Annotated in this window: 22 protein-coding genes; 14 read left to right on the top strand and 8 right to left on the bottom strand. The window is 31.9% G+C overall.

Going from position 1 to position 23,897, the window contains the following annotated elements:
• The first annotated feature begins 779 nt into the window (after window positions 1–779).
• The 4 genes from OA93_RS17940 (at window position 780) to OA93_RS17925 (ending at window position 2,792) form a co-directional block, all read left to right on the top strand.
• The gene (locus OA93_RS17940; protein ID WP_039115011.1) at window positions 780–1,073 is read left to right on the top strand and encodes a DUF1778 domain-containing protein; all 294 of its coding nucleotides are present in this window, start codon (window positions 780–782) and stop codon (window positions 1,071–1,073) included.
• Complete coding sequence (locus OA93_RS17935; protein ID WP_039115009.1) at window positions 1,057–1,572, top strand: GNAT family N-acetyltransferase; 516 nt, start codon at window positions 1,057–1,059, stop codon at window positions 1,570–1,572. The genes OA93_RS17940 and OA93_RS17935 overlap by 17 nt, the downstream gene beginning before the upstream one ends.
• Window positions 1,573–2,007: 435 nt before the next feature.
• Entirely contained in the window at window positions 2,008–2,376 is a 369-nt protein-coding gene (locus OA93_RS17930; RefSeq protein WP_123912073.1) for a hypothetical protein, read from the top strand.
• A 137-nt stretch (window positions 2,377–2,513) separates the two neighbouring features.
• Window positions 2,514–2,792 (top strand): hypothetical protein, encoded by a 279-nt coding sequence (locus tag OA93_RS17925; protein ID WP_039115007.1) that lies wholly within the window; start codon window positions 2,514–2,516, stop codon window positions 2,790–2,792.
• A gap of 86 nt (window positions 2,793–2,878) precedes the next feature.
• On the opposite strand, the gene OA93_RS17920 is transcribed toward OA93_RS17925, so the two are convergent.
• The 4 genes from OA93_RS17920 to OA93_RS17905 all read right to left on the bottom strand — a co-directional run bounded on the left by OA93_RS17920 (window position 2,879) and on the right by OA93_RS17905 (window position 9,006).
• Complete coding sequence (locus OA93_RS17920) at window positions 2,879–3,343, bottom strand: JAB domain-containing protein (RefSeq protein ID WP_039115006.1); 465 nt, start codon at window positions 3,341–3,343, stop codon at window positions 2,879–2,881.
• 475 nt (window positions 3,344–3,818) lie between these two features.
• Window positions 3,819–5,948, bottom strand: coding sequence for a DEAD/DEAH box helicase (locus OA93_RS17915; protein WP_039115005.1), 2,130 nt, complete (start codon window positions 5,946–5,948; stop codon window positions 3,819–3,821).
• Window positions 5,948–7,261, bottom strand: a complete 1,314-nt coding sequence (locus OA93_RS17910; RefSeq protein WP_039115004.1) for an ATP-binding protein — start codon at window positions 7,259–7,261, stop codon at window positions 5,948–5,950. The genes OA93_RS17915 and OA93_RS17910 overlap by 1 nt, the downstream gene beginning before the upstream one ends.
• Window positions 7,258–9,006 carry a tellurite resistance TerB C-terminal domain-containing protein gene (locus OA93_RS17905; protein ID WP_039115003.1) on the bottom strand — a complete coding sequence of 583 codons (1,749 nt, stop codon included), beginning with the start codon at window positions 9,004–9,006 and terminating at the stop codon, window positions 7,258–7,260. Before OA93_RS17905 ends, OA93_RS17910 begins: the two co-directional genes overlap by 4 nt.
• 912 nt (window positions 9,007–9,918) lie before the next feature.
• Between OA93_RS17905 and OA93_RS17900 the strand changes: the two genes are divergently transcribed.
• The 7 genes from OA93_RS17900 (at window position 9,919) to OA93_RS17865 (ending at window position 14,823) form a co-directional block, all read left to right on the top strand.
• On the top strand, window positions 9,919–10,122 hold the full coding sequence (locus OA93_RS17900) for a hypothetical protein (protein WP_039115002.1): 204 nt from the start codon (window positions 9,919–9,921) through the stop codon (window positions 10,120–10,122).
• Window positions 10,123–10,291: 169 nt separating this feature from the next.
• Complete coding sequence (locus OA93_RS17895) at window positions 10,292–11,356, top strand: hypothetical protein (protein WP_039114998.1); 1,065 nt, start codon at window positions 10,292–10,294, stop codon at window positions 11,354–11,356.
• 218 nt (window positions 11,357–11,574) lie between these two features.
• Entirely contained in the window at window positions 11,575–11,817 is a 243-nt protein-coding gene (locus tag OA93_RS17890; protein WP_039114997.1) for a hypothetical protein, read from the top strand.
• A complete protein-coding gene (locus OA93_RS17885) occupies window positions 11,817–12,575 on the top strand; it encodes a hypothetical protein (RefSeq protein WP_039114996.1) in 759 nt (252 codons plus the stop codon). The genes OA93_RS17890 and OA93_RS17885 overlap by 1 nt, the downstream gene beginning before the upstream one ends.
• Window positions 12,576–12,864: 289 nt before the next feature.
• Window positions 12,865–13,248, top strand: coding sequence for a hypothetical protein (locus OA93_RS17880; RefSeq protein WP_039114995.1), 384 nt, complete (start codon window positions 12,865–12,867; stop codon window positions 13,246–13,248).
• A gap of 13 nt (window positions 13,249–13,261) precedes the next feature.
• Window positions 13,262–13,633: a hypothetical protein gene (locus OA93_RS17875; RefSeq protein ID WP_086894122.1), complete on the top strand. Its 372-nt coding sequence runs from the start codon at window positions 13,262–13,264 to the stop codon at window positions 13,631–13,633.
• Between the two features lie 509 nt (window positions 13,634–14,142).
• The gene (locus OA93_RS17865; protein WP_123912071.1) at window positions 14,143–14,823 is read left to right on the top strand and encodes a hypothetical protein; all 681 of its coding nucleotides are present in this window, start codon (window positions 14,143–14,145) and stop codon (window positions 14,821–14,823) included.
• A 106-nt stretch (window positions 14,824–14,929) separates the two neighbouring features.
• Here the strand turns inward: OA93_RS17865 and OA93_RS17860 are convergent, their stop codons facing one another.
• Together OA93_RS17860 and OA93_RS17855 are read right to left on the bottom strand one after the other, a co-directional pair.
• A complete protein-coding gene (locus tag OA93_RS17860) occupies window positions 14,930–16,264 on the bottom strand; it encodes a relaxase/mobilization nuclease domain-containing protein (protein WP_039114992.1) in 1,335 nt (444 codons plus the stop codon).
• On the bottom strand, window positions 16,249–16,644 hold the full coding sequence (locus OA93_RS17855) for a mobilization protein (RefSeq protein WP_082001833.1): 396 nt from the start codon (window positions 16,642–16,644) through the stop codon (window positions 16,249–16,251). The genes OA93_RS17860 and OA93_RS17855 overlap by 16 nt, the downstream gene beginning before the upstream one ends.
• Before the next feature lie 721 nt (window positions 16,645–17,365).
• Here OA93_RS17855 and OA93_RS17850 point away from each other — a divergent pair.
• The 3 genes from OA93_RS17850 (at window position 17,366) to OA93_RS17840 (ending at window position 19,753) form a co-directional block, all read left to right on the top strand.
• The gene (locus tag OA93_RS17850; protein ID WP_346425751.1) at window positions 17,366–17,659 is read left to right on the top strand and encodes a hypothetical protein; all 294 of its coding nucleotides are present in this window, start codon (window positions 17,366–17,368) and stop codon (window positions 17,657–17,659) included.
• Between the two features lie 186 nt (window positions 17,660–17,845).
• Window positions 17,846–19,375, top strand: coding sequence for a DoxX family protein (locus OA93_RS17845; protein ID WP_039114988.1), 1,530 nt, complete (start codon window positions 17,846–17,848; stop codon window positions 19,373–19,375).
• 93 nt (window positions 19,376–19,468) lie between these two features.
• On the top strand, window positions 19,469–19,753 hold the full coding sequence (locus OA93_RS17840) for a DUF6520 family protein (RefSeq protein WP_039114986.1): 285 nt from the start codon (window positions 19,469–19,471) through the stop codon (window positions 19,751–19,753).
• Between the two features lie 69 nt (window positions 19,754–19,822).
• On the opposite strand, the gene OA93_RS17835 is transcribed toward OA93_RS17840, so the two are convergent.
• Window positions 19,823–22,480, bottom strand: coding sequence for a prolyl oligopeptidase family serine peptidase (locus OA93_RS17835; RefSeq protein ID WP_039114985.1), 2,658 nt, complete (start codon window positions 22,478–22,480; stop codon window positions 19,823–19,825).
• A 21-nt stretch (window positions 22,481–22,501) separates the two neighbouring features.
• Window positions 22,502–23,845 (bottom strand): RagB/SusD family nutrient uptake outer membrane protein, encoded by a 1,344-nt coding sequence (locus OA93_RS17830; RefSeq protein WP_240474757.1) that lies wholly within the window; start codon window positions 23,843–23,845, stop codon window positions 22,502–22,504.
• Window positions 23,846–23,897: the final 52 nt, after the last annotated feature.

Genomic DNA, 23,897 nt, shown 5'->3' with positions numbered 1-23,897 from the left:
TTGATTTCCTATTTTTAATTTGTTTAAAGTTACGTGCTTTAAAAATCTATGACAAATTGAGTAAGTTCATAATTACACAAACAAAAGTCCATTTACATAAAAACCCATCTGAACAGATGGGTTTAGTACTTTAAAATAAGTTCTTAAAAATCTTGATAAGACGCTTAATGTCTCCTCTGGTCAATATTAAATCGACACTTAACTTAAGTTCAAAAAACTTCTTTTGCTTAATTTTTTTCATTTTAAAAAAAAAATTAATGGTTAAGCTGTATATATCATCGAGAAGCTTTTCCGAAATACAAGCTCTAATTATTACAAAAAAAAGCGAATTATTAGAATAGCTAAGTTTAAGTGCGGACAGCTCTAATGCCGTAGGGAACGCCAATCATAAAAGAAAGGAAAAAACAACAGACACAACAAACATAATCTACAAAGTAAAAATAAAACACAAAAAAACACACAACGTACGTGATAAATACGTACATTTGCAAAACTGATACGAGATCTAAATCTTTAAAAGACTAAAGAGATTCGGAAACAAGTCTAGAGAAATGTCATAAATACAACTCATAAAATAAAGAAAAACCTTAAATAACTGGTAAGAAAAATTAGAAGAGAAGAAAAGACGACAAGAAAGACAAATAGAGGACAATACTAAAAATAAACTATTCACTTAAATCTTGCTAAATCAAAAAGTTATAAAAAATTAAATCAAATCAAATTAAATCAAATTAAATCAAATCAAATCAAATTAAATATAATCGAATAATAGCTATAATATGTCAACAATCATTAACGACCGAATTGATGTTCGTATCAGTAAAGAACATAAGGAGTTGATTAAGTACGCATCAGTCCTGAAAGGGTTTAAAAATGTAACAGAATTTGTTGTTTATTGTATTAATACCGAGGCAAACAAAATCATTAAAGAAAATGAGACTGTTTTAAAAACCTACGAGGATAAGAAAATATTCATGGATGCTATTTTAAATCCACCAAAGGCTAATGATAAACTTAAGAGGGCTCAAGCGAACCATTTTAAATTTATTGAACAAAATGAATCTAAAGATTAATGTCCTTACGGAGGATCACGAAAGAAAAAAATTTAAATGTGGTAAAGAATTATTAGATAATTATTTCCACAAACAAGCGGGGCAGGACGCCAAAAGAGATTTGTCAGTTTGTCATGTTTTAACAGACATTGATTCAGATAAAAACAGAGTATTAGGTTTTTTTACATTGACAACAAGCTCAATTGCGTGGGAAGATTTTCCACCTGAGCTAACAAAAAAAATGCCGAAGTCATATAGTGTTCCGTTAGCCTTATTAGGAAGGTTAGCTGTAAATGAAAGTGATCAAGGAAAAGGACTTGGAGAGATTTTATTGTTTGATGCATTAAAAAAATGCTTAGAAGTATCAAAAAACACTATGGCACTTTATGCTGTTATAGTTGATCCATTAGACCAAAAAGCGATTGAATTTTACGAGAGTTATGGATTTATTATGATACCAAGTACAGGAAAAATGTTTCTGCCAATTAAAACGATTGAAGGATTATTCCCCAAACAATGATTGGAAGAAGCATTTTAACTTTAGAAGAATTAAACAGTTTAAAAAAGACAGCTTTTAGCTGTCTTTTTTAATTTTAATGAGCAAAAAAAATTAGTTTAAATCTTCAGTTGAAAAAAGTTTAGAAAAAAAGGCTCGGTCAAATTTTACACCCAGACCAATAATCGCTTTTTCCAGTTCAATTCTTCTATCATGGTTTCAAATAAAATTATAAATTTTCAGATAGAGATATCATTAAAGATTGATGAACAGTTGGTTTGTTATTTGGGATGTTTGGTAAATCCAAATAAAGGGCTTAATTTAGAACGAAACTGTCTTTTGTAGCAGAATGTTGTCACTAAGCTTAATCAAAATATGTTTAAACTAAAATACTAACTAATAATTATAATTATGCAAATATGTATTTCTTTACTCGAATCTTGCGTTAAAAAAAATGGAATGACAATTAATACTAGTATCGATATTAACTCGCCTGATCCATTATTACAGTTCACAAGAGGCGAAGCTAAAGAAAAGGGCAGTAGAGCTGAATTCTTACATTTTAACCAATTAAAGGAAATATTAGAAGTAAATGATGTCTTAGGTGAAAATGGTTCCCTGACTCAAGAAAAAGATGGTCTTAAATCTGATTTAAATAGTGGAATTGGTAATCGTAATAATCGAGAAGAAAAAATGGAATCTTTAGTATATGACACATTAGCAAAATATATTATTCAAATGCTTAACGCTAGTAAAGGAATTATTCTTTTCAATAAATTAATTCCGTTAGAAAACCACAAAGAAGTCTATTTTAAAACAAATCAATAGTAAATGACTACGGCCAACAGCTACTCCAACGGAATTGGATATTTGGCTCATTAGAAAGTGGTATGGTACTTAGCGAGATTTGGCAAGTCTGAATAAAAAAGGGCTATATTATAAATAGTAATATAATAAATAAACATATGATTTGGACTGATGATGAATTCGCTAGAGAAGCGATAGTGTTCTTCAGTAAACACGGAAAATATTTAAGTGCCAAATATTCCTTCGATATTGAAACGGATGCTTATAATTATGTTCGAAAAAGTAGTAATTTTAAATATAAAGATCACGTAGAAGCTGGTGTATTAGTAAATTTTCTAGTTAAATTTGAATATATTGAATTTGATAAACGAATAAATGACGTACGTTATCATAAACTAACAGAAAAAGGAATTGAGTTCATAGATAATATAAAATGAGTCGAACCGCTAGAGTACCTAAAGTGTTGCCTAATTTGCGCCCTAAATAGATAGCTAGCCTTAAATGAAAAGGGGAAAAAAGGCGCTTACAAAGCGCCTTCATCTGCAAAGGAATAATAGGATTCGGTAGTTATAATTAATGAATCTATTAATGTTATATCAAGAAGTCTTCCGACTTCTTTTACTCTTCTAGTTACCTGTTTATCTGCTTCAGAGGCTGTAAGGTTTCCTGAAGGATGATTGTGAATCATCATAAGTGATGTAGCATTTGCTTTAAGAGCTGCGGAGAATATTAATCTAAGGTCTACAACAGTGCCTGTAACTCCACCAGAAGAGATTTCATAAATTCCAAGTGCTTTATGAGCGTTATTCATAAGCAATACTTTGAACTGTTCAAAAAATTCTATCTTATTACTATCCCAAGCTGAGAGAGCAAGGTGGTATGCATCTCTGGAAGATTTGATTTGTGGTCTTTCAGAGGCTCTTACTTTTGTTTTGTAAATCAGTTCAATTTCAGATACAGTCTGCCAGTTTTGATTTAAAGTTTCCATAATTTCTATATTTTATTAATTATGGAACATTCATCGGGAATCGCTTAGCAAGCGCAAAAAGCAACGCAATAAAGCAGGAATTTTTTGCTGTATTTATGGGGGAATTTTTTGCTAGCGCCCGCAAGCGGTTCTCTAACTTTGTGACAAAATTAAATAAGATATTAGAAGAATAAACAATCATTTGATAAATGCGTCTCAAAAAATACGTCTCAAAAATTATTTGAATTAATAAGGTTTGAACCCACGCGGTCACTAAAAACAGAAAAGATTACAAAGTATTACACCGGCTTGCTTTGTTTTTGAATGTGAAGGCAGAAAGATTCGAATCATTACTACTAAAAATAATTCGCAATCTTTAACTTTTTAAACTTAATCTGATAGTTTGAATTGAATTTTAATAGATACTTACTTCTTTAATTTATATCGAATTTTTATACAAAATATCATCTGAAAATTATCATAAAAGTATGAGAAGCTATAAATTTGTAATAATATTTTCCATTTTAAGTAAAAATTCCTGCGTTTGTTTTACATCAAAATAATTTTGTTTCATCCATTCAATTTGAAATTGAACTGGAAGATATATTCCCCATTTAGAAACTTTTAATAATTCGGGATCTTTTTCTAATTCTTCTGTTATCATTTTATCAATAACCTGAACGTTAGTACTTAAAAAATTTAGCTTAGATAAAAAGTCATCTTTAGAAAGGTAAATATCAAATGAGCTTTCCATATCTTCTAATGAGTTTTTTATGTCTAAAATATTAAAAAGAAATTGTAATGTTCTGTTTGTCTTTGTTCCTGTAAAAGTAGAGAATACAAGTTTTTTTTCTGAAACCAATAATAGTCTTTCTGATTCGATACTTTTTATTGTAAAAGTTGAAAAATCACTTCTCATTTCGTCTAATTCATCAGCAGATTCTTCATTGAGTTCAGCATAAACTTTATCCTGATAAAGTATCTCAAACATTTTTTGTCTAATTACAGCATGAACAATTCCGCCATCACCAGAAAATATGGGCTTTTTACCATCGTTTGTTCGTATAACTTCTATTTTTTTTGACTTGAGATCAACAAACACAATCTTCCATATTTTTGCCGCCAGTAGAATATTTTCATTTTCTATAATTTGTGAACTTAACGGAATTTCACCTATTTTAATACCTGCATTTACTACTTTAAAATTGTCCTCAAGTGTAAATGCGCTGTAGAAATCTCTGTCATTTACAATTTTTTCGCCTTCAATTCCTATTATTACTTCGTCTCTTAATTTTTCCATCAAATCGATCTCGATCAAATGATTTAAGATTTTTTCTATATCAGAAATTTCAATGTCATTGAATGCAAAGTTTTTCTTTAAAAGTCTCACCAAATCAGTATACTTAATACCGGAATGTCCTTTTGTAATCGACAAAGCCTGATGCAATAAAAGATCATAGGCAAGACTCATTGATTCTTTGGGTTCTATAAAACCATCTTTATACAAATGCCAACAGGCAAGTGATTGGAGTAAACTCCATTTATTTGTGGCATATAATAACAGAAAACTTTTAGCACCATCTCTTCGTCCGCTTCTTCCGATACGCTGAATTAAAGATGCAATACTGTATGTGGCATCGATTTGTACAACCTCATCTACAGCACCTATATCAATACCAAGTTCTAAAGTTGAAGTACAGGAAATGCAAAAATTTTGATGGTTATTACTTTTAGCAAAAGATTCTATGTGCTCTCTAACTTCTTTATCTACAGACGAATGATGTGAAAAATAATTAACATGTCCTTTTACCCTAACTGAAATTTTCTTTAATTGAACTGCAACAACTTCGGCAAGTCCGCGGCTATTAGGAAAAACAAGGACTTTGCGATCTTTAGTTTCCTGGTATAAATCATCTATAAGAGCTGAGGGCAAATCATTAGCGTCTTTTTGGAAATACCTGAAATTTGCTTCAATTTCTTTTGATGCACTATCTCTTAAAACTGTGGTTTCTATAGTATTACCCGCAAATTTCTTTGCTTCGGCATAATCTCCTAAAGTTGCCGAAAGACCAATTATCCTGAAGTTATTTTCATTTACATCTTGTAATCTGGACAAAAGAGATTTTAATTGTACGCCTCTTCCTGATCCGATAAAAGAATGAATCTCGTCTATAATTACAAATTTAAGATTGGAAAAAATATGTTTTACATTATAAGGTTTATTGACAAACATGGCTTCCAGTGATTCCGGTGTCATTAAAACGATTCCTGTTGGATCTTTTACTAATTTTTCTTTTGAAGTTTTATTGGCTTCTCCATGCCATTTGACAACATTAACTTCTAAGTTTTTACACAATTCCTCAACACGAAAAAACTGATCGTTTATCAAAGCGATGAGTGGCGAAATATATAAAACCTGAACGCCTCTTTCGTTGAAATTTACCTGAGATAAAACAGGCAAAAAAGCTGCTTCGGTTTTTCCTGAAGCTGTTCTTGATACCAGAATATAATGCTTATCTGTGGTTAAAATTCTTGTAATTGCAGCATTTTGAATGGGACGCAATTCTTCCCATCGTTTATCACGAATGTATTTTCGGATGGGTTCTGATAATAATTCATACGCCATTATATTTCTTCAATGCTATCGATTAAAACATCGTCAGGTCTTTCATCTGAAATTTCGATATCTCCGAATAATTTGGATTTATCTAAATTTGGATTTTGTCTTAGAATGTTTAGAATATTTAAGAAATCTCTAATAACCTCGCGCGGAGTTAAAAACTCAGACGCGCCTGGTTTATTGAACATTTCTTCCATAAAACTTTGTATATCATCTTCAGAAATATTTGTTGTGACTTTATAATTGTAATCAAAAATTGATTTTAGCTTTATAAGTAATACAAAAACTTCATTATGATCCAGAGGTAATAATTTAATTACGGGTTGTGCAAAATCTCTAATTTCAGCGGTTTCAAACTTATTACTTTCTAATCTTGATTTTAAAGCATGATAGCTGAATAATCCTCTGCGTTCATTTTCGAGAACTTCTTTTGTTCCTGCAAAATTGAAAAATAAATTACTGACTTTTCCCTGAAAACAATCATTATAGATACTTAAAATCTTTTCGTAATTTTTCTCTCTCATTACTGATGTTGAAATTTTATAAAGATTTATTGCTTCATCCAGATTGATCATAAAACCACTATATCCCATGCTTACAAACAGTTTACAAAAGTTTTTGAGCATATCATAATAGTTCAGGTCATTTATAATTTCTCTTACTCCCAGATCTTGTTTCGCTTCGGTTTTTGTACGGTATTCACCTTTAAGCCACTTTAAGGCATTTCGTCTTAATTGTTCATCATCTTTAATGTAACCTTCGTAATATTTCATTATAACGGTTCCAAAATCAAAACCTCCAACTTCGGTAATTTCGTTGATGGTTTTCATGATGTTATTCTGAATGAGGCTTAAATATTTTTCATCTCTAATATTTTCTAGTGCAATATTATTGTCCTGAGCCGTTTTTGAAACCACTTGTTCTATCCATTTTTCCATTAAAGTAGGCAATGCTCCACCTTCAGGTTTTGTCTGGATTGCAATATTATCCATAATAGCGGAATACAATGCAACGCCTTTCCCGTCATTAGAATAAAGCCTGTTATCTGGAGTAAAATCAGCATTTGTGACTACAAATTTTTGTTTCAAAGCAACAGTATTTAGCAAATGAAGCATAAATGATTTTCCGGATCCAAAATCACCAATCCAAAACTTCACCATACTATGTCCGTTTTTCACATCTTCTAACGCGTTTACAAATGCGCTTATTTCTTCAGACCTTCCTACGGTAATATGCTGAACGCCAATTTTGGGTACTACGCCTCCAATTAATGAATTGATAATTGCTGTGGCTTCTTTGGGTTTAATATTCTCTATCATTTTGCTAGTATTCGGTTAAAATAAATTTCGTTTATAATGTAAAATTCTTCGTCTTCTTCAATTAAAACATCGTCTAATGTTTCATAACAAATTTCATTAATGCTTTCGATCAGTTGGTTTTTAAACATTCCTTTTGATCTTGCTACTATTTCAAAATCTGCCTGAAGAATAGAAAGATTTGCTTTTGAAAAAAGGTCCAGAATTTCTTCCTGAATTTTTGTGAAATTTATTGATTCTTCAAAAGAGCTTGTTTGGGATTCTTGTGATTGAGGGATTATTTGCAATACCATTTCATTTACTACGGGTGTTTCAACTTCTGGTATTTCAACTTCATCTCGCAAATATTCATTAAGCAGTTCAATGGTTCCGGAATGTTTATTATGAACTTCCCGAATTGCATTTCTGTCTAATTGTATTTTTTTTCTTTTGGCAGCATATACACCTGGAATCGATTTTAATGCTTTTTCTAAATTTTTATCTTGTACAAACTCATTAATAATAAGCTGAAAATCATTTAACTGATCGCTAGTTTTAAACAGATTTTTTTGCACTGTTGTATTCAATGGTTTATTATCAAATTTTACCGAATTGAGGTCATAATAAATATAGTAGATATACAAAGTAAGCGCAGCTTCTTTATCGTGACTTGCAATAAACTTTGAACCTTCGTAAAAAATATTTTCAACCGAAGGATTATTTTTGTTTTGATTTCCTAAAGTAATAATCTCCTGAATAAATGTTTTTGAATCAGTTTTATATTGAATCGACAATTGATCAAACTTGATTTTCCATCGTGTTGTATTTTGAGTATTCAGTTCAAAATCAGTTTTTTCATCCGGCTCATTTATCGTGGGAAGATAAATTTGCATTATCTTTTTTAATTTTAAAATAACCCTATTATTATATTCTTCAATAATTTCATTTGAAGTGTATTGTAAATCAACATTCAATTTCCTTTTATGTCCGAAATTCTCCCGAACAACATTTTCACAGTATTTAAAAATATTAGAGTGAAGTTCATTCACAATAGTTTCTACCGAATATTTGTAATTACTGCTTCCTTTTCTGTAATTATAATGTTTATAAGCAATGCTGTCCGCCAATTTATCAAGTTCAGCACTTAAAGATGAAGATTCTTTTTCATACTTTTCTTCTATCTTTTTAATTACGTACAAATAGAACTTAACAACCTCTAAACTGCAAAATTCGATCCTGAAAAAGTTGTTTTCAGGATTCCATAATTTGTTTAGCAATTCTACATCCTGATCGCTTAAATTCAATTTTGCTCTAAATTGTGCGCCTAATTTTAAATAATCGTATCCAGCATAATCATCATAATAATTTTCCTCTTTCCTGATTCTTTCAACATCATTATGAAGACCATGTTCTAGTAATTTTTTAACCAGATTGGATACACAATACGATTTAGTTTTAGGATGATAAGCTCGTAATTCTTTTAATTGTTTTTCAAGCCGAATTATATTTTTGTGATTATCATATTCATTTAAAAGATCAAAAAGCAAAATAAATGCGTAGTTATTATTGCCTTCAAGATTTGTATAAATATTATTTAGAAAATTAAATTTATAAGTTTTATAAAAAACACGCTGCTGGCTCGTCGCAGAGTTAATTTCAGAATATGAATATACATATTGATGTCCCCAATACGGAACACTAGAGTTTCTTGATAAATTATTTGAAAGGCTATAGGATTCACCTGTAACATCGATAATAGAATTATCCATATATTCTGAATTTTAAATATTGTCAAATATTAGTACTTTAACTTTCATTTTATTACGGAAAACCATAATCTAGAATAGTATAAAAATACCATTCCTAAATTATAATGAACTAAATATACCTGTTTTTATTAACTTAATATCAAATTTAATTTTGTTAAAATATGATAGATATTTTTAAATTGCTAATTTCAAATTGACGAAAATGATTTTTTTAATATTAATATGTGAAAAATATGGAATATTGTTTTAAAAACAACCATAACATAAAATTGAAAGGTATCAAAAAATACTAAAACCACTCGATATGAGTGCCTTTTGATGTGACCTTGATGGTACAAAATTCGAACCTTTTTTTAGAAGATTTAAAGATTTTAAATGATGTGTAATTTTGCTATTTAAATTTAATATCACTATTTAAAGTCTCATTCCCGTACATCAAAGTAGCAAGACCACCGAAATTTGCACTCATGTTAGTCCGAAAAGCCTTCAATAAGTAAAACTCCATTTGATCGTTTATGAAATAAATATCTTATTTTTGAAAATAAAAACACTGACATTTGTCAGACATAGCGACCCAATTTAGGGTAGATAAGTCGGACATGATTAGACATATATATGAGTTATGGTGCATTTTGAGGAAACCAACATAATATGTTCTGCACAATTAAGCATTGATTAGAAAATATGACAATCCGACATTTAATATTTATAGGAATCTAGCTTTTGACTTTGACATCATGTAGGCAATCTATAAATCGAGAGATTACCGATTTTAAATACTATGATGTGCAGGAATCGGATACTGTAAAGAGTGATTCTTTTATAGCCGTAACAAAGAAGATTACATGCAAGATGGTTCAAGAGTAGCATATCTTGACTTTAAAGGAGATACAATAATACCATTCGAACGATATGCTTTTTTTGGAACTGATACTATTAATTCATTTTGCCTCAGTTATCGAACATCCGAATGATAGTGTTTATGCCAGTTGGTTCGAAAATGGACAGGCAGAAGTTACTTTTAAAGCCAAAAAATATTTAGGTATAGAAGAACATGAGCATGTAGAAAGTGATGAATGGTTTAATATTGATAGAAAAGGGAATAGGATAGAATAAAAAAAACGCACCATAACAGCTACTACAACGGATTTGGGCAATTGGCTTACTGGAAAGTTGGTTGTGTGTCAGAAATATTTGGCAAAACCGAAAGTTTAGGCTAATTTAGTCCCAAACTGCTTGTAGCGCGAGAGCGTTATCAGCAAGCAGACAGCAGAATCAATAATCTATGGCAATAAAATACATTAAAAACATCATTTTTTCTCAAGTAGAAGTTACTGGAATTTATCGCTATAAAGATGAATTTCAGATATATCCAATTAATATTGAAAATGCACCAAAATCAAAAAACGCAAACCATTTTCCATTAATTATTGAATATCAATATAACGAAGAAAATGTTAAAGAAATAAAAGCCTTTGATGGGAAAGAGGACGAAAGTGTAAATGAAATGATTTCAAAAACCAGTCATCAAACCAATAGATTAATAGAAATCACAAACTTGCTTTCTACAATTTCAAATTTTAGATTCTTCTTCTATCGCAATGTAGTTATGTCATGGACAATTCCAATTCCAGAAGAAAATAATGCAGAAAATAGAGAAGAAATAAATAATTATTCAAGTAACTGGTCGGCACAATTATATTATTATAAGAATATAGTTAAAGACCTTCAAATAACTGCTTTTAGTACTCCTGAATTTAAACAAATAGAGCTCATTCCTAGAATAGATTATTATTGGTACGAGCCTATGTATGGAAATAAAAAAGAAGTTGATTTTCCAAACAATATTGATAGAGTAATGGAAAAATATTTTGCTCTTTCAGCTGATGAAAAGAAAATTTGCAATTCATCGCTTCATCAATTTTCAAATGGATTGGATCTTTTCAAAACAATGAAAAGCCTATCTTTTTTTTCTTTTGTTTCATGTATTGAAACATTAGTTAATTATGAGTTCAGAAATGATAAAGTAGAATTTCAATGTAACGATTGTAAATCTATTAAATCATCAAGTCATACATGTAACAAATGTGGAAAGCCAATATGGGGTATTTCGGCGAAGTTTAGAGAATTTTTATTTAAATATGTTGCAAGTAGCATTGATGCAAAAAAATTATACAATAAAATCTATACTATAAGGTCTCAAATTACTCATACAGGTTTTTTATTGTCTGGAGATAATTTTTTAGATTGGGATTTCACAGATAAAACAGAAGCATTAAGCACAAAACATGCAGAAGCAATGCAACTTTGTAGAAGAAGCGTAAGTAACTGGTTAATCCTTAAAGAATAAATGCCTGCTGGTAACAGCCACTACAACGGATTTGGGCATTAGCCTTAATGGAAAGATGGTTTTGTATTAGGAAGTTTTGGCATAACCGAAAGATTACGCATTTTTAATCCCAAACCCGCTGTAGTGCCAGAACGTTTTGTAGGCAATCTGCCCAAAATCGCGAATAATATTTAGATTCAAAAATTAAATTTATAATATTCTAACTTAAATTATATACAATGAAAAAACAAGAAATTAAAATTCTATTAAATCAAATTGCTCTAAAGAAAGGAATAGGTTTTACACTTACAGATTCAGTAATTGAAAGCCTTGCAGAGAGGATTTCAAATTTACAAGAAACTGACAGATTTGGAGTCAAAAGTATAATTGATTCAGTAAGTATTTATGTAAAAGAATCCGTAGACTTTACGGATACTAATTATTTAATTGATCAAATTGTTGACATAGTTAATAAAAAATAGTGGAAAGCAATTTAACACTGAAAATTATTGAAGCTAAAGATAAATTAGATAATAATTTAAAAGAATTTTTAATTAACTATAATACAGAAGTGGATTCTAAAAACATCCAACTTTTAATAAATGAGTTATTAAGTGAACATACTAATGTAATAAACATTATAAATAATTCAATTGGACAAACTCATCAAGAATATGATTTTTATTATAATGCGGATATAAAAAATGACTATGTAGCAACCATTGAAAGCTTTTTACCCATATCTTTTAAAATTTCCGAACTTATAAATGCAATCATAAAGAAACATAATCTTTTAGAAGTCCAACAAACTGAGAACAAATACATCACTATACAAAAGCTAGTAAATTCATTTTCATCTAAAGAAAATAGAGAAAAATTTTTAAACGAATTTAATAGTCGAAATATAAATATTAATGGTTTTAATCAAAAATTTAAAAGAGTGAAAAATAAGGAATTAAGATTGCAGTTATATATTGGAATTCCAATGCTTCTTGCAAGTGTTGCTTTAATTTTTAGTGGCGAATATTTTTTAGGTAAACCTTTCAATGGAATCCAATTAATTATGCTGAAAGCTTTAATTGCTTTAACAATATCAATTGTGGGTTCTTCATTAATAGAAGGCTCTGTAAAAACAAACTGGACAATACAAAAAGGATTGACGATTAGAGCAATTGGATGGGTTGCGGTATTTTTATTAATCTATTTTCTGAATCCAGCAAATCCAGGTGACGTCCATTAAAGACTGCCTACAACAGCTACTACAACGGATTTGGGCAAGAGGCTTAATGGAAAGTTGGTTTTGTATTTGGGAAGATTTGGCAAATCCGAAGAATGGGCCTAATTTAGTCCCAAACCCGCTGTAGTACCAGAACGTTACCTGTAATTTTACGGACGACCGGAGGAAGATCAGAAACTCGGAAAAAACTTTGGGGAGAGAGTTGAAAAGCCAAACAAGTAAACACAATTAAAATAAATAATTTAAAAAGGGAATATGCTATTTTTTAATGTTTGACAAAAAATAAATAATTATGAACGAAAAAAATAAAAAACTACTAATTCTAATTTTAATTTCATTTGTTTTTTTAACATCACTTGGTTTCAATATTTACCAGCAAAAACAGATAAAAGAACTTCGTTCAGACCTTGATTATTGCGAAAGTAAAAAAAGCGATTTAGAAAATACAGTAACAGATTTAGAAAACGAACTTGAAGAATGTAAATCTCAAAACGACGACTATGAAAGTCAGAGCAGTCATCAATCTTCCGACAATTCATATTTAGAAAGTGACAACAGCAACTTAGAAAACGACAATGACGATTTAAAAAGCCAAAAAGAGTATTTGGAAAGGAAAGTTAGAAGTTTGGAAAGTGAACTTGAAGACTGCCAAAGGAAATTAAGAGACAGCAATTAAACAATACAACCTAATGAAACAAATAATTTTACTCTCAACATTGTTTTTACTTTTGACAACAAATGTAGAAGCTAAATATGTTCAAACTTGTGAAGTGAAATATATGACGCAAGACGGTTGGTCAAAAAAATATACTGTTGACGTTACATTCCTATCTGGATCGGAATTAAATACAGCGACAAATACTTACAAATATTCTTCTTATTCTGTTTATGCAATAATATTTTGGGGTGAAGGAAAAGCTACTATCATTAAAGTTTCAAACTATCTATCCTGTGCAACAGAAGTTGACAAAAGTTGTATAACCAACACCTATGGCGACATAAAAGGAAAAGACCAAGATGAAGATGAATGGAAAATTTGTGTAAATAATTATTGCTACTAAACGAATAAAAAAAACTACAGCTAACCGCCACTACAGCGGATTTGTGTATTTGGCTTAATTGAAAAATGGTCTTGAATTTAGAATATTTGGCAAATCCGAATAATGGGCTTAATTTAGTTCCAAACCCGCTCTAATACCAGAATATTGGCAGTAATTATTCCGGTTAATGGAAGAATCTTACGTAATTTTCAATATTTAAATTTGAAATTAATATAGAAAAATATTACATTTGAATTTCCATTTCCGAGTAAATTTGAATGAGAGTTTATTCTGAGCTGGCAGAGTGGTTTATTGCGCTTGTCTCATAAACAAGTAGACGAGTAATTGTCTCTCGGGTTCGAATCCCGATCTCCCCGCTATTTTTTTAGTTATGGCTCCTTCGGGAGCCGTTTTGGGTTTTATAAACTTCATAATTTCAAAAAATATTTACTATGGCTATTTGCAAACTTTGTAAAAAAGATAAAAAATTAATTGATGCTCATATTATTCCTAAGTTTATGTTTAAAGGAATGAAAGATGAAAACAATTCATTTTACGAAGTTGTATATAATCTTGACGAAAATAAAACTGCAACAAAGAAAACACAAAAAGAAGATTTTGATAAAAATATTTTATGTTCAGATTGTGATAATGGAATTTTAGGCGCTTTTTATGAATCTTATGCAGTGAAATCATTATATGGGACTGATTTAACTGAAGATATTAGCCCAAAATGTGAAAATTATATTAATCCAGACGATGGTGCAGAATATTCGATTTGTAAAAATATAGATTACAAAAAAATGAAATTATTTTTGTTATCAATTTTATGGAGAGCAAGCATCACAAACAGACCTTTATTCAAAGAAATTTCATTAGGGAAAAAACACGAAGAAAGAATACGAAAAATAATTTATGAAGGAATTGATATTGATGAATTGGAATATCCAATAAATATTTTGTCTTTTATGAGAACTGAAAATGACTTAAGAAACCTAATAAGCCAGCCAAAAAGAATAAAGACAAAAAGTGGACTAAATGGTTATTTATTCTTAATCGACAGTTTACAATTTATTTTTTATGTCAACTCAATAAATCATAAAATAAATCATTCAATTGAAAAATTAAATTTAAAAAAAAATAAAATGATAATCATACATTTACCAAATGGTTCTGAAAAAGAATTTATTATAAATATGATTAAAAGATAACTACTGCCAACAGCTACAAAGGATTCGGGCAATTGAATAATGGAAAGTTTGTTTTCTATTTGTGAGATTTTGCCAAATCCGACTAATGGTCTTATGCATATTTTAATCACCTTGATAATCTCTTTCTCCTTTGCATCTTTTTTTTGTTTTTTAATTGATATGATAGATAATTATTGATTTGTTCAGACTGCATTAAATTATCAATAATCTTATCTAACTGTGGGACCATTGCAAAGTATTGTTTCTCTTCCAAGATAAGCACATCCAAAACTTTCACCATATCAGGAATAGTCAATATGTTCTTTTGTTGTTCCAAAACATTAATTAATGTTTTTTTAGAACGAAGCCTTTCATAAATCTGATTTCTTTTTTCTTCACCAGCAACCTTTAATCCGCATCGTTCTTGGATTGCTTTTGCGCTGTATTGTTTCCCCAAGCTACTGCCATTAAAGACATTTTTTGTTACATGATCAACATAGGTTATGCCATAGAGCAAACCTTCTGAGTTTTTTCTAAAAAGGGTACTGATACCTTCTTTTTCCAATCGTTTTGATAGTTCGGTTAATGGCAATGTAGGTTCTCTTAATAATGCCATATCAATTGCACTTTTTACCCTTGATTTATCGGACATATTTCTAACTTCATTGTTCTTAAATTTCTCTTCTAAGAATTTTAGAGTTGGTCTGGTATAAAAACTACTCGCTTTAATTGGAACACCTATTGGTTTGCCTTTTGCGTTTAATATATGATAGACTAATCCTCCAGCTAAAAACATTTTTGAATTCTCGCTACCACGGTCAGCCATTACATTGTATAGTTTAAGGACTGCATTGAGTTCTGCAAGACTCTCATATTTATAATGGTTCACAACCGTATTGAGAACATTAAATATAGCTTTCTTCGATTCAATCTTTCCATATTGAATGCTTCCCATTGAAATAGGTTCTAAACTAAATTCCTCATTCTTTTTTCGTCCTTCTGCTTTTACTAGCCCAAAGTGCTCTTCAATTTCTTTTCTTGCCGGTTCAGATTTTCTCATTCCTATATTGTGCAGATCGATTCGTTTTCCATCTTTCTCAATATTTATGGAAACTACATGGAGGTGCTGGTGCTTCGTATCGCTATGTTGGTATACCAAATAAGGCTGTTCCCCAAAGCCTATTTTCTCCATATACCTTTCTGCAATAGCTATTAGTTTTTCTTTGGAATGATTTTCAGATGGATCAAAATTCAATGATATATGTAGCGTATTGCATTTTACATTTTCATTTAATTCTACTCGTTTTATAAAGCGATTAAGCTTCATCGTATCTGTCATTTTATCGATGTCAGTAGGGAAGTTTCCAGCTGTAATGCATTCGGCAGCACCCTTTTTTACTTTGTTCTCATTGTAATAAAAAACACCACGGATTGAATGAGTTGATTTTATGATTGCAACCATTTGTCCGTAATTTTAGAGGTATGTCTTTCAATCAAATCTATCTTACTTTTAAAGATTTGTTTCTCAATTTCATAACGTATAATCCAGGCTTTAAATTCATGAATTTGTTGCAGCGTGTGCAGTTTTTTTACTGTCTGATTTAAATTTATTCCAATAGCGTTTAACTCCTTACGAAGTACTATTGTTTCTTCTATAAAATCATCCAAAGATTGATTCCTGTAGCTGGTTGTAATACCCTTGTCGAATAGGTGCTTACGCAAATAATCGCTAAGCTTACGGCAAGTACTAGCTTTCCATTTCTGCTCAATTTTTACATATTCGTCCACCGTCAGTCGCAAAGTAATCTTGCGTGTTCTGTTTGAATTTTCTCTTTCCATCATCTTTCATCATCATTGTTATCAAACTCTTTTTTATCCTTTCAGTTTCACTGCACCCGAGTTCCGAGGACAGTGCAGCAAGATCTGGTTGTCCGACAACCATACATCTTGCTGATGACAGGAACGTTGACATCTTTTTAGCTTTTCTTAATGTCTTTTAGAGATTCTAATCTTTTAGAATTCCTAAGCACTATTCTATTTTTGTAACTTCTTTTATAACTGTGATATAGTGGATAGTTATAAAATGAGTTATTACGATATGATAAAATCTTCATGGAATATTAATGAATCTTTTATTTTCAGTAATCAAGGAAAGTGCGCATTGTTTATAATTAAAACTAGTACAACTAGACAATTACAAAGCTGAATTTTTTTGCCAATTTTTTATAAACAACCGTGCTCTTTCAAAGCAATACATCAATTTTAAAACAACAAAATCCTGACTGTTTAAGGAAGGTTTTTGGTTGTTACTTTTGAAGGTAGGAAGTGCTATTACATCATCGGTTTTAGAACTACTTAATTTCCGTAGAATAATTTTAATTGGTAAATATAAAATCTATTATTTGAATCTAGTGTACCTGTAATCTTTTAGGATCTTTTATCACAGCACAAAATTATGTAAGTGAGTTGGATTCTGCCTATCGTGGACATATTATGACCATGATACTTTAAGGGGAGCTTTATACCTTTACGAGATAAATTATTAATTTAAGACGTGAAGATTATGACAACAAATGATGTAGCCAAGGTTATAGATACTGTACTTAGTATCCCTGGCATGAATGAGGTAGTGAAGATTGATTTGAAAATTTCACGAAAAAATGCACTGTTATTAAATCATATAATTGAGCGTGGAATATCCCTTAAAGTGGATTCAAAGCCATCAATTTTAATGACTAGTATCCCGCAAGAAAACCTTCAGGAATTAAAATTTTTTGGAGAGGAATGTTTGCAAAAAGCGGGGCTTATAGAACTCAGAGAAAAGCTTTCTATTTTAACTAGTGAATCAAAACAATAGGAGGATTGTAGATAACCTAATCCTTTTTTTGTTCGTAATTCAATTTCAACACGCCATTTTTATCTGATAAAAAATGGCGTGTTTTTGTAAACTATTGGCTCGATTTTGATATGCAATTTTGATTTTGGTGAACCTACATTTGCAACTGTTTCATCGATTTCTCTTATCAATCTAAATTGTGCCACCATGAGATTATATAAAAACGCAAGAAAAGTTTTTTTAGAAATAGTATGCCTACTATATGTTTTTTTACTGGTTTACGCTGCTGTGAATAAAGGACTTGATTTTGAAAACTTCAAGGTAGAACTAGGACAATCTCCTTTACTTAGTGCTTTTGCGGGTTGGATTTCTTGGGCTGTACTTATTGTTGAATTTTTGATTGCGATATTACTTCTTTTTCCTAGTACCCGCATTAAGGCACTTTATGCTGGATTTTGTTTAATGACCATGTTTACAGCCTATATTTTTATCATGCTCAATTACAGTTCCTTTTTGCCTTGTTCTTGTGGGGGGATATTAGAAAAAATGAGCTGGCAGGAACATTTAGTCTTTAATATCATATTTGTTGTATTGGCAGGACTTGGACTATGGCTCAATCATTCTCAAAGTAGCCCAGGAAGAAAAGCGAAAAAATTTCTTTCGTATCCCGTTAAGTTAGTTTTGACTTTTTTATGTAGCTGTGTTGCTGTCATAATTTTATTTCTTTCTTCAGAAGAAATCATGCACCATCAGAATCCTTTTATCCGTCGTTATCCACATCATCCTGTTACGCTCACTCATACGTTAGATTTAAAGTACAATTCCTATTATTTTGCTGGAGCAGAGGAAGGCAAATTATATCTCGGAAATTATACCGTTCCAATGTATTTATTATCTATTGACAGTAAACTACGGCAACAAAAGATTCGAGCGACATTTAATCGCGACAGTTTTTCTTTTAAGTCAATTCGAATGGCTGTTCGTCCTCCTTTTTTCTATATCATAGATGGAAAATCCCCCGCTATTTTTAGTGGTCGAACCAGTAATTGGAATGCTCAATTACAAAATCCAAGACCTCCTTATTTTAGTACTGCAATACCAATGGATAGTAGTACAATTGCCTTTAGAGGAATTAGTAAAACGAATAACAACAATATACTGGGGGTTTTCAAGGCTGGGACTCAATCAAAAATAAAGATGGCACCACAATTATTAGAAATGCAAATCGATGGTGTTTTTGATACAGATGGGATGTTGCATTATAGTCAAGAAATGAAAAGAATCATCTATCTCTATAGTTATCGCAATGAGTATATAGTAGCTGATGCAGATGGAGAACTTGACTACCGGGGCAATACGATTGATACTGTATCGCAGGCACAGATAAAAATTGCCTACCTCAAAGAAAAAACGGAACAAACAATGGCAAAACCAACGTTAACGGTCAATGCAAGCAGCAGTGTTTGTGGACATCTACTTTTTGTTAATTCTAATGTTCCGGGGCGTTACGAACAAAAAGAAGTTTGGAAACAAGCCTCGGTAATTGATGTTTATGATTTAAACAAGAATGCTTATGTATTTAGTTTCCATATATATGGAATCGATGGCAAAAAGCTTCGCAATTTTCTTGTTACCCCAGCCTATGTGTATGCTCTTATCGATACTAAATTGGTAGTTTATCAATTGAACGAGAAACTAAAAAATGAAATGAAACGTGTAGCAGGGAAAAGTTTTTAATACACGTAATGAAATACTAGCGCTAAGTATCAGGAACTAGATCGAACACCTGTAGAAAAAAGTAGATCGCTATTAATCTTAAATTATAATATTATGAAAGCAATAATTTTAAAAAAAATGATGCCAGCTGCAGTTTTTGTATTGGCCATTTCAGGTGCATTTTTAACCACATCAATGCAGAGTGACGCTAAAGTAGATGATGACTTTATTTTCGGGTATGTTACTGACCCATTAGCTCCTCAGGCCTGTAGTATTCAAGTAGTATGTAGTGACGAAGGAGACGACGTTTGTCGCCGTTTTGATGAAACTGGACCTCAGGCGTTTGGACGTGGGGCTAGCCCAACAATTTGCCCAGTAGAAGTTTACCGTCCCGAATAATCTTTAAAATACCCCTTAAAAAGTGCAATGCAGTTCTTCTGGAACTGCATTGCTATTTAGTATAAGTTACTATTTAAGTCCTTTTTCTATCCATGACGCTGGTGGCATATCTTTTAAATGATAATCAAACCACTGATGCAATCGAATAAAAAGATCTTTCCTATTTTGATCATTACTAAGGTTATGTCTTTCTTTGGGATAAAGTAGCATGATATGTTCCTTTTGCAGACGACGTAGCGCCAGATAAAATTCTATACTTTGATTCCAGTTTACTTGTTTATCGTCACCTCCAGTCCAAGATAGCAATGGGGTTGTTATATTCTTTACATGTACAATCGGGGAATTTCTATCGTAGCCTGTTCGATCCTCAAAGAGGGATTTTCCCATGCGCCATTGTTGACTCTCAAAGCGCCACATATCAGGCCGCCCTGTGGCCCCTACTGTAAGATAGAAACTTGTCAAATTTGTTGCAGCTGATCCAGCGACGGCAGCAGCAAAAAGGTTGGTCTGTGTGATGATAAAATCTGTTTCGTAACCACCAAAAGAATGTCCAATGAGTCCAATTTTATCAGGTAGAACAAGCCCCTTTGAAATCACTTCGTTTGTTGCTGAAACAACGCAATCTGTTGCTGATATTCCAACATTACCAATTTCATATGAAATATCGGGAGCAAGCACAAAATAACCTTGTGTGGTAAAAGTGGATATATTAAATACACCATCTCCAGTAAATTGAGAAGGGTTGATGTATTTATTGTGTAGGCTCTGAGATAATTTCTCATAGATGTAAACAATCATCGGGTATTTCTTTTGGCTAGCATGGGCCGCTGGATAATACAATATCCCTTGCAAGGATTCTCCTTTTGTGTTTTTATATTGGATTAATTCTGATTTTCCCCAATAAAATTGTTGTTGTTGTGGATTACTTTGTACTATTACTTTAGGTGCTTCATCAGTTCGTTTCCGTAACATCAATCGTGGGGAAAGATCATAACGTTGTTCCCTATACACAAAAGTATCTGTGCTGGTAGCTAATATCAACTGATCTAGGCGTGTATTACTAGAAAGGACTAGTTCTTCATTGGCATGAGGAGACCATTTATAATAACCAAAGGCACCTTTTTTGTCTGTTGTTTCCAATAATAATCCTTGATCAAGATCTATGGCATCATGAATCATCCCAGTATAATTTGGTTTCTCTACTGTTCTATTGGAATATCCAGCTAATCGAAATCGGGTTTGGTTTTCTCTGCCTTGTGTCAACCTACGAGAAGAAATCCCATCGGGGCTTATCGCCCATAAATCGTATGCATCACAAAGGATGATCTCTTTATCATGTGGAGTCCAACCTAGATTGGAAAATGCACTCTCGTTTTGAGGGTATTCTCTTTCGTTATGCCGAAAGGCTTGTTTACTATCTTTAGTAATGTTGGTATGTGTCTTTTTAGTAATGTCATATACCCACCAGTTTTTTTTCTGAAAGTAGGCGATGTATTTCCCATCAGGAGAAGGAGTGGTGTATAGTACATATCCAAGGTGTTTTTTTAAGAACAATTCCTTTTTACCTGTAGCTATATCAACGAGATAGAAATCCCGAGGTCCATCATAATCGTATTGTGGTTCATATTGTTTTGTGTTGGATATAATAGCATATTTCTGTTCACCTGTGAGCATAAATTGCGGCAAAGTATCATTGGAAATTAGTTGGTAAGAATCCTTTTTAGGACGCCATAGTGCAAGATGGATTTCTTTAGATGCTTTTTGTTTTTCTTCCATCGGATAAATCCATTTGGCGTTTCCATTCCATAATTGCACATCAGAATCTTTTAAAGTATCTTTTGATCTGTTATTTTGCTCTACAGTAAAAAAAACGCTGTCCATGTCATCTGAGATTTTTAACTCATAACCTCCTGTTGAGATAAAAAGGGAATCTCCTAGAAATCGGTGTTGGATTTCAGTACTAGGGATGTATAATTTTTTTTTGGATAATGTATAATAAAAAATAGTATTTCCGGTGCCCATTACATCCGTTGACTTTTGGATAAAAGCCAAAGCTTCTGCTTTTTTTTGCCACACCAGATTAGTAAAAGAAGTCCATCCACTTTGAAGAATCGTTTTTCTGTTTTTTTTAGAAAGTTCTAAAAGAGCTACGGTATGCTTATTATCTATTGACGTTGTGTAGAGTAGCATTTGGTTTGTAGGATCCATTAAGAATTCATGTACTCCTTCAATGCGTTCTTCTATCATTCCATTGGGATTACGAATCATCAATGCATTTCCTTTTGCTTTTTCGTTCAACAAAATCAACAATCGGTTTGCTTTTGCAGCATAAACATAATGGCTGACACTGGATACCGTTTCTTGTTTACCCGTTTTTAAATTTATTAAGTGCAATTCTTTGGTAGTTTGGCAAGCAAACCAATCAGGAGTTATAAAATCCCCCGCGAGTCCTAAAGGAAAAGCATGTGTTTTTAATGATTTGGTATCTTTTATAAATAGGGTATCAAGACCGCTTTGGTATGACATGGTATAACTAACCCACCGTCCGTCTGTGCTCATTTTATCAAGACGTAGTTCTCCCCATCTGGGATAATCAGATATTGTTACTGTTCTCTTTTGCAGTACCTGCCCCCAAAGGGAGCAGGCAACTAATTGCAAAATAAAAACTAAAAAAAAGGTTGGCTTTCGCCATGGCAACATAACTGTTGTTTTGGTTTGTACTTTCATTTTAATGTTTGGTATTAAAATTTAATAACCAGGATTTTGAGGTTTAAGATTTGGATTAAGAGTGAGTTCACTCTCTGGGATTGGCAAAAGGCTATCGGTTGTGTTCCAACCAGGTTTTATAGATAAAACAGCATCGAGTTTTCCTGTGCGTTTAAGATCAAAAAAACGATGCCCATATTCAGAAAATAGTTCTTTTCTCCTTTCCTGAAATATTGCCTCAAGAATCTCTTCTTTAGAGCTTGCTACTATATCGGAGAGTCCTGCTCGTTTTCTGATTTTATTCAAATCTTCTTTTGCTCCTGTAAGATCTCCTAGTTCTGCTCGGGCTTCTGAGCGGATAAAGTACTGTTCCGTCAAACGTAAAACCATGGAATATTCTTTGGAAGTTGAGGTGTTTCGAGGTTCTTTGTACTTATACGCATAATACCATGTTCGGGTTCCATTACTTACGGAAGCTATCCAAGCAGTTTTACGCAGATCATTTACTGCAAAAGAATTCAACAGAGACTCGTTAAGTGCTACCAGTGGTGGTGGTCCTGAGGTAAAAATAAAAAAAGCTCCTTCGTCTGTGTTCTTACCTGTAAGAGCAGGCATAAATTGCCAGATTGCTTCAGTGGAGTTTTTTAAGAATACCTTATTTAAATTGTTTTCAAAAACATATACCGAATTGTTTTCTATCACTGTTGTGGCTGATTTATTAGCATCATCCCATTTGCCCGTATAGAGATAAACCCTTGCTAGGAGTGCCTTTACTACAAAAGAATTAGCACGTACTCTTTCCGTACTGGAGTACACAGGTAAAAGGAAGTTTTCTGCAGTTTTTAAATCAGTTATAATATGGTTGTAAACTTCGCTTTTAGGCATCCTTGTTACTGTACTATTAACCCTATAATCGGTAGTTTCTATATAAGGAATATCTCCAAAAAGCTGTAACAAATAAAAATGAAGTAAGCCCCGTATAAAAAGTGCTTCTCCCTCTAATTGCGCCTTTTCTTGGGGACTAAAAGTAGATGCATGAACGCCTTCCAATACTGCATTGGCAGCATAAATTTGATTGTAGGAGTTGTTCCAAAAAAGGGCTACAGTTGTGTTGGAGGGTAAAACCTGATTGGTGTAAAATCCAAAAGTAGCACTTGTAGCAGAACCATAAAAAGTAAGTTCATCTGTATAATTCCCCAACTGACCCGAGAGTCCTACCAGGGTGCCAGTAAGGAGTCCTTTGTCCCTAATCTTGGAATAGATATCTGTCATGGCTGCATTGGCGGTAGTATAATCTTGAAATACAGTCTTGTCTGTAAGTTGCGATTTTGGAAGATCTACCTCCAGAAATGAGTCGCAGGCAGGCATGGAGAATGTAAAACTCAAAAAGAATATTTTTTTAACTATACGCCAGCAGTGCTTTTTTTTATATATCGTT

The organism is Flavobacterium sp. KMS (assembly GCF_000813005.1).
Taxonomy (GTDB): Bacteria; Bacteroidota; Bacteroidia; order Flavobacteriales; family Flavobacteriaceae; genus Flavobacterium.
This window is presented reverse-complemented; position numbering and strand designations above follow the sequence as displayed.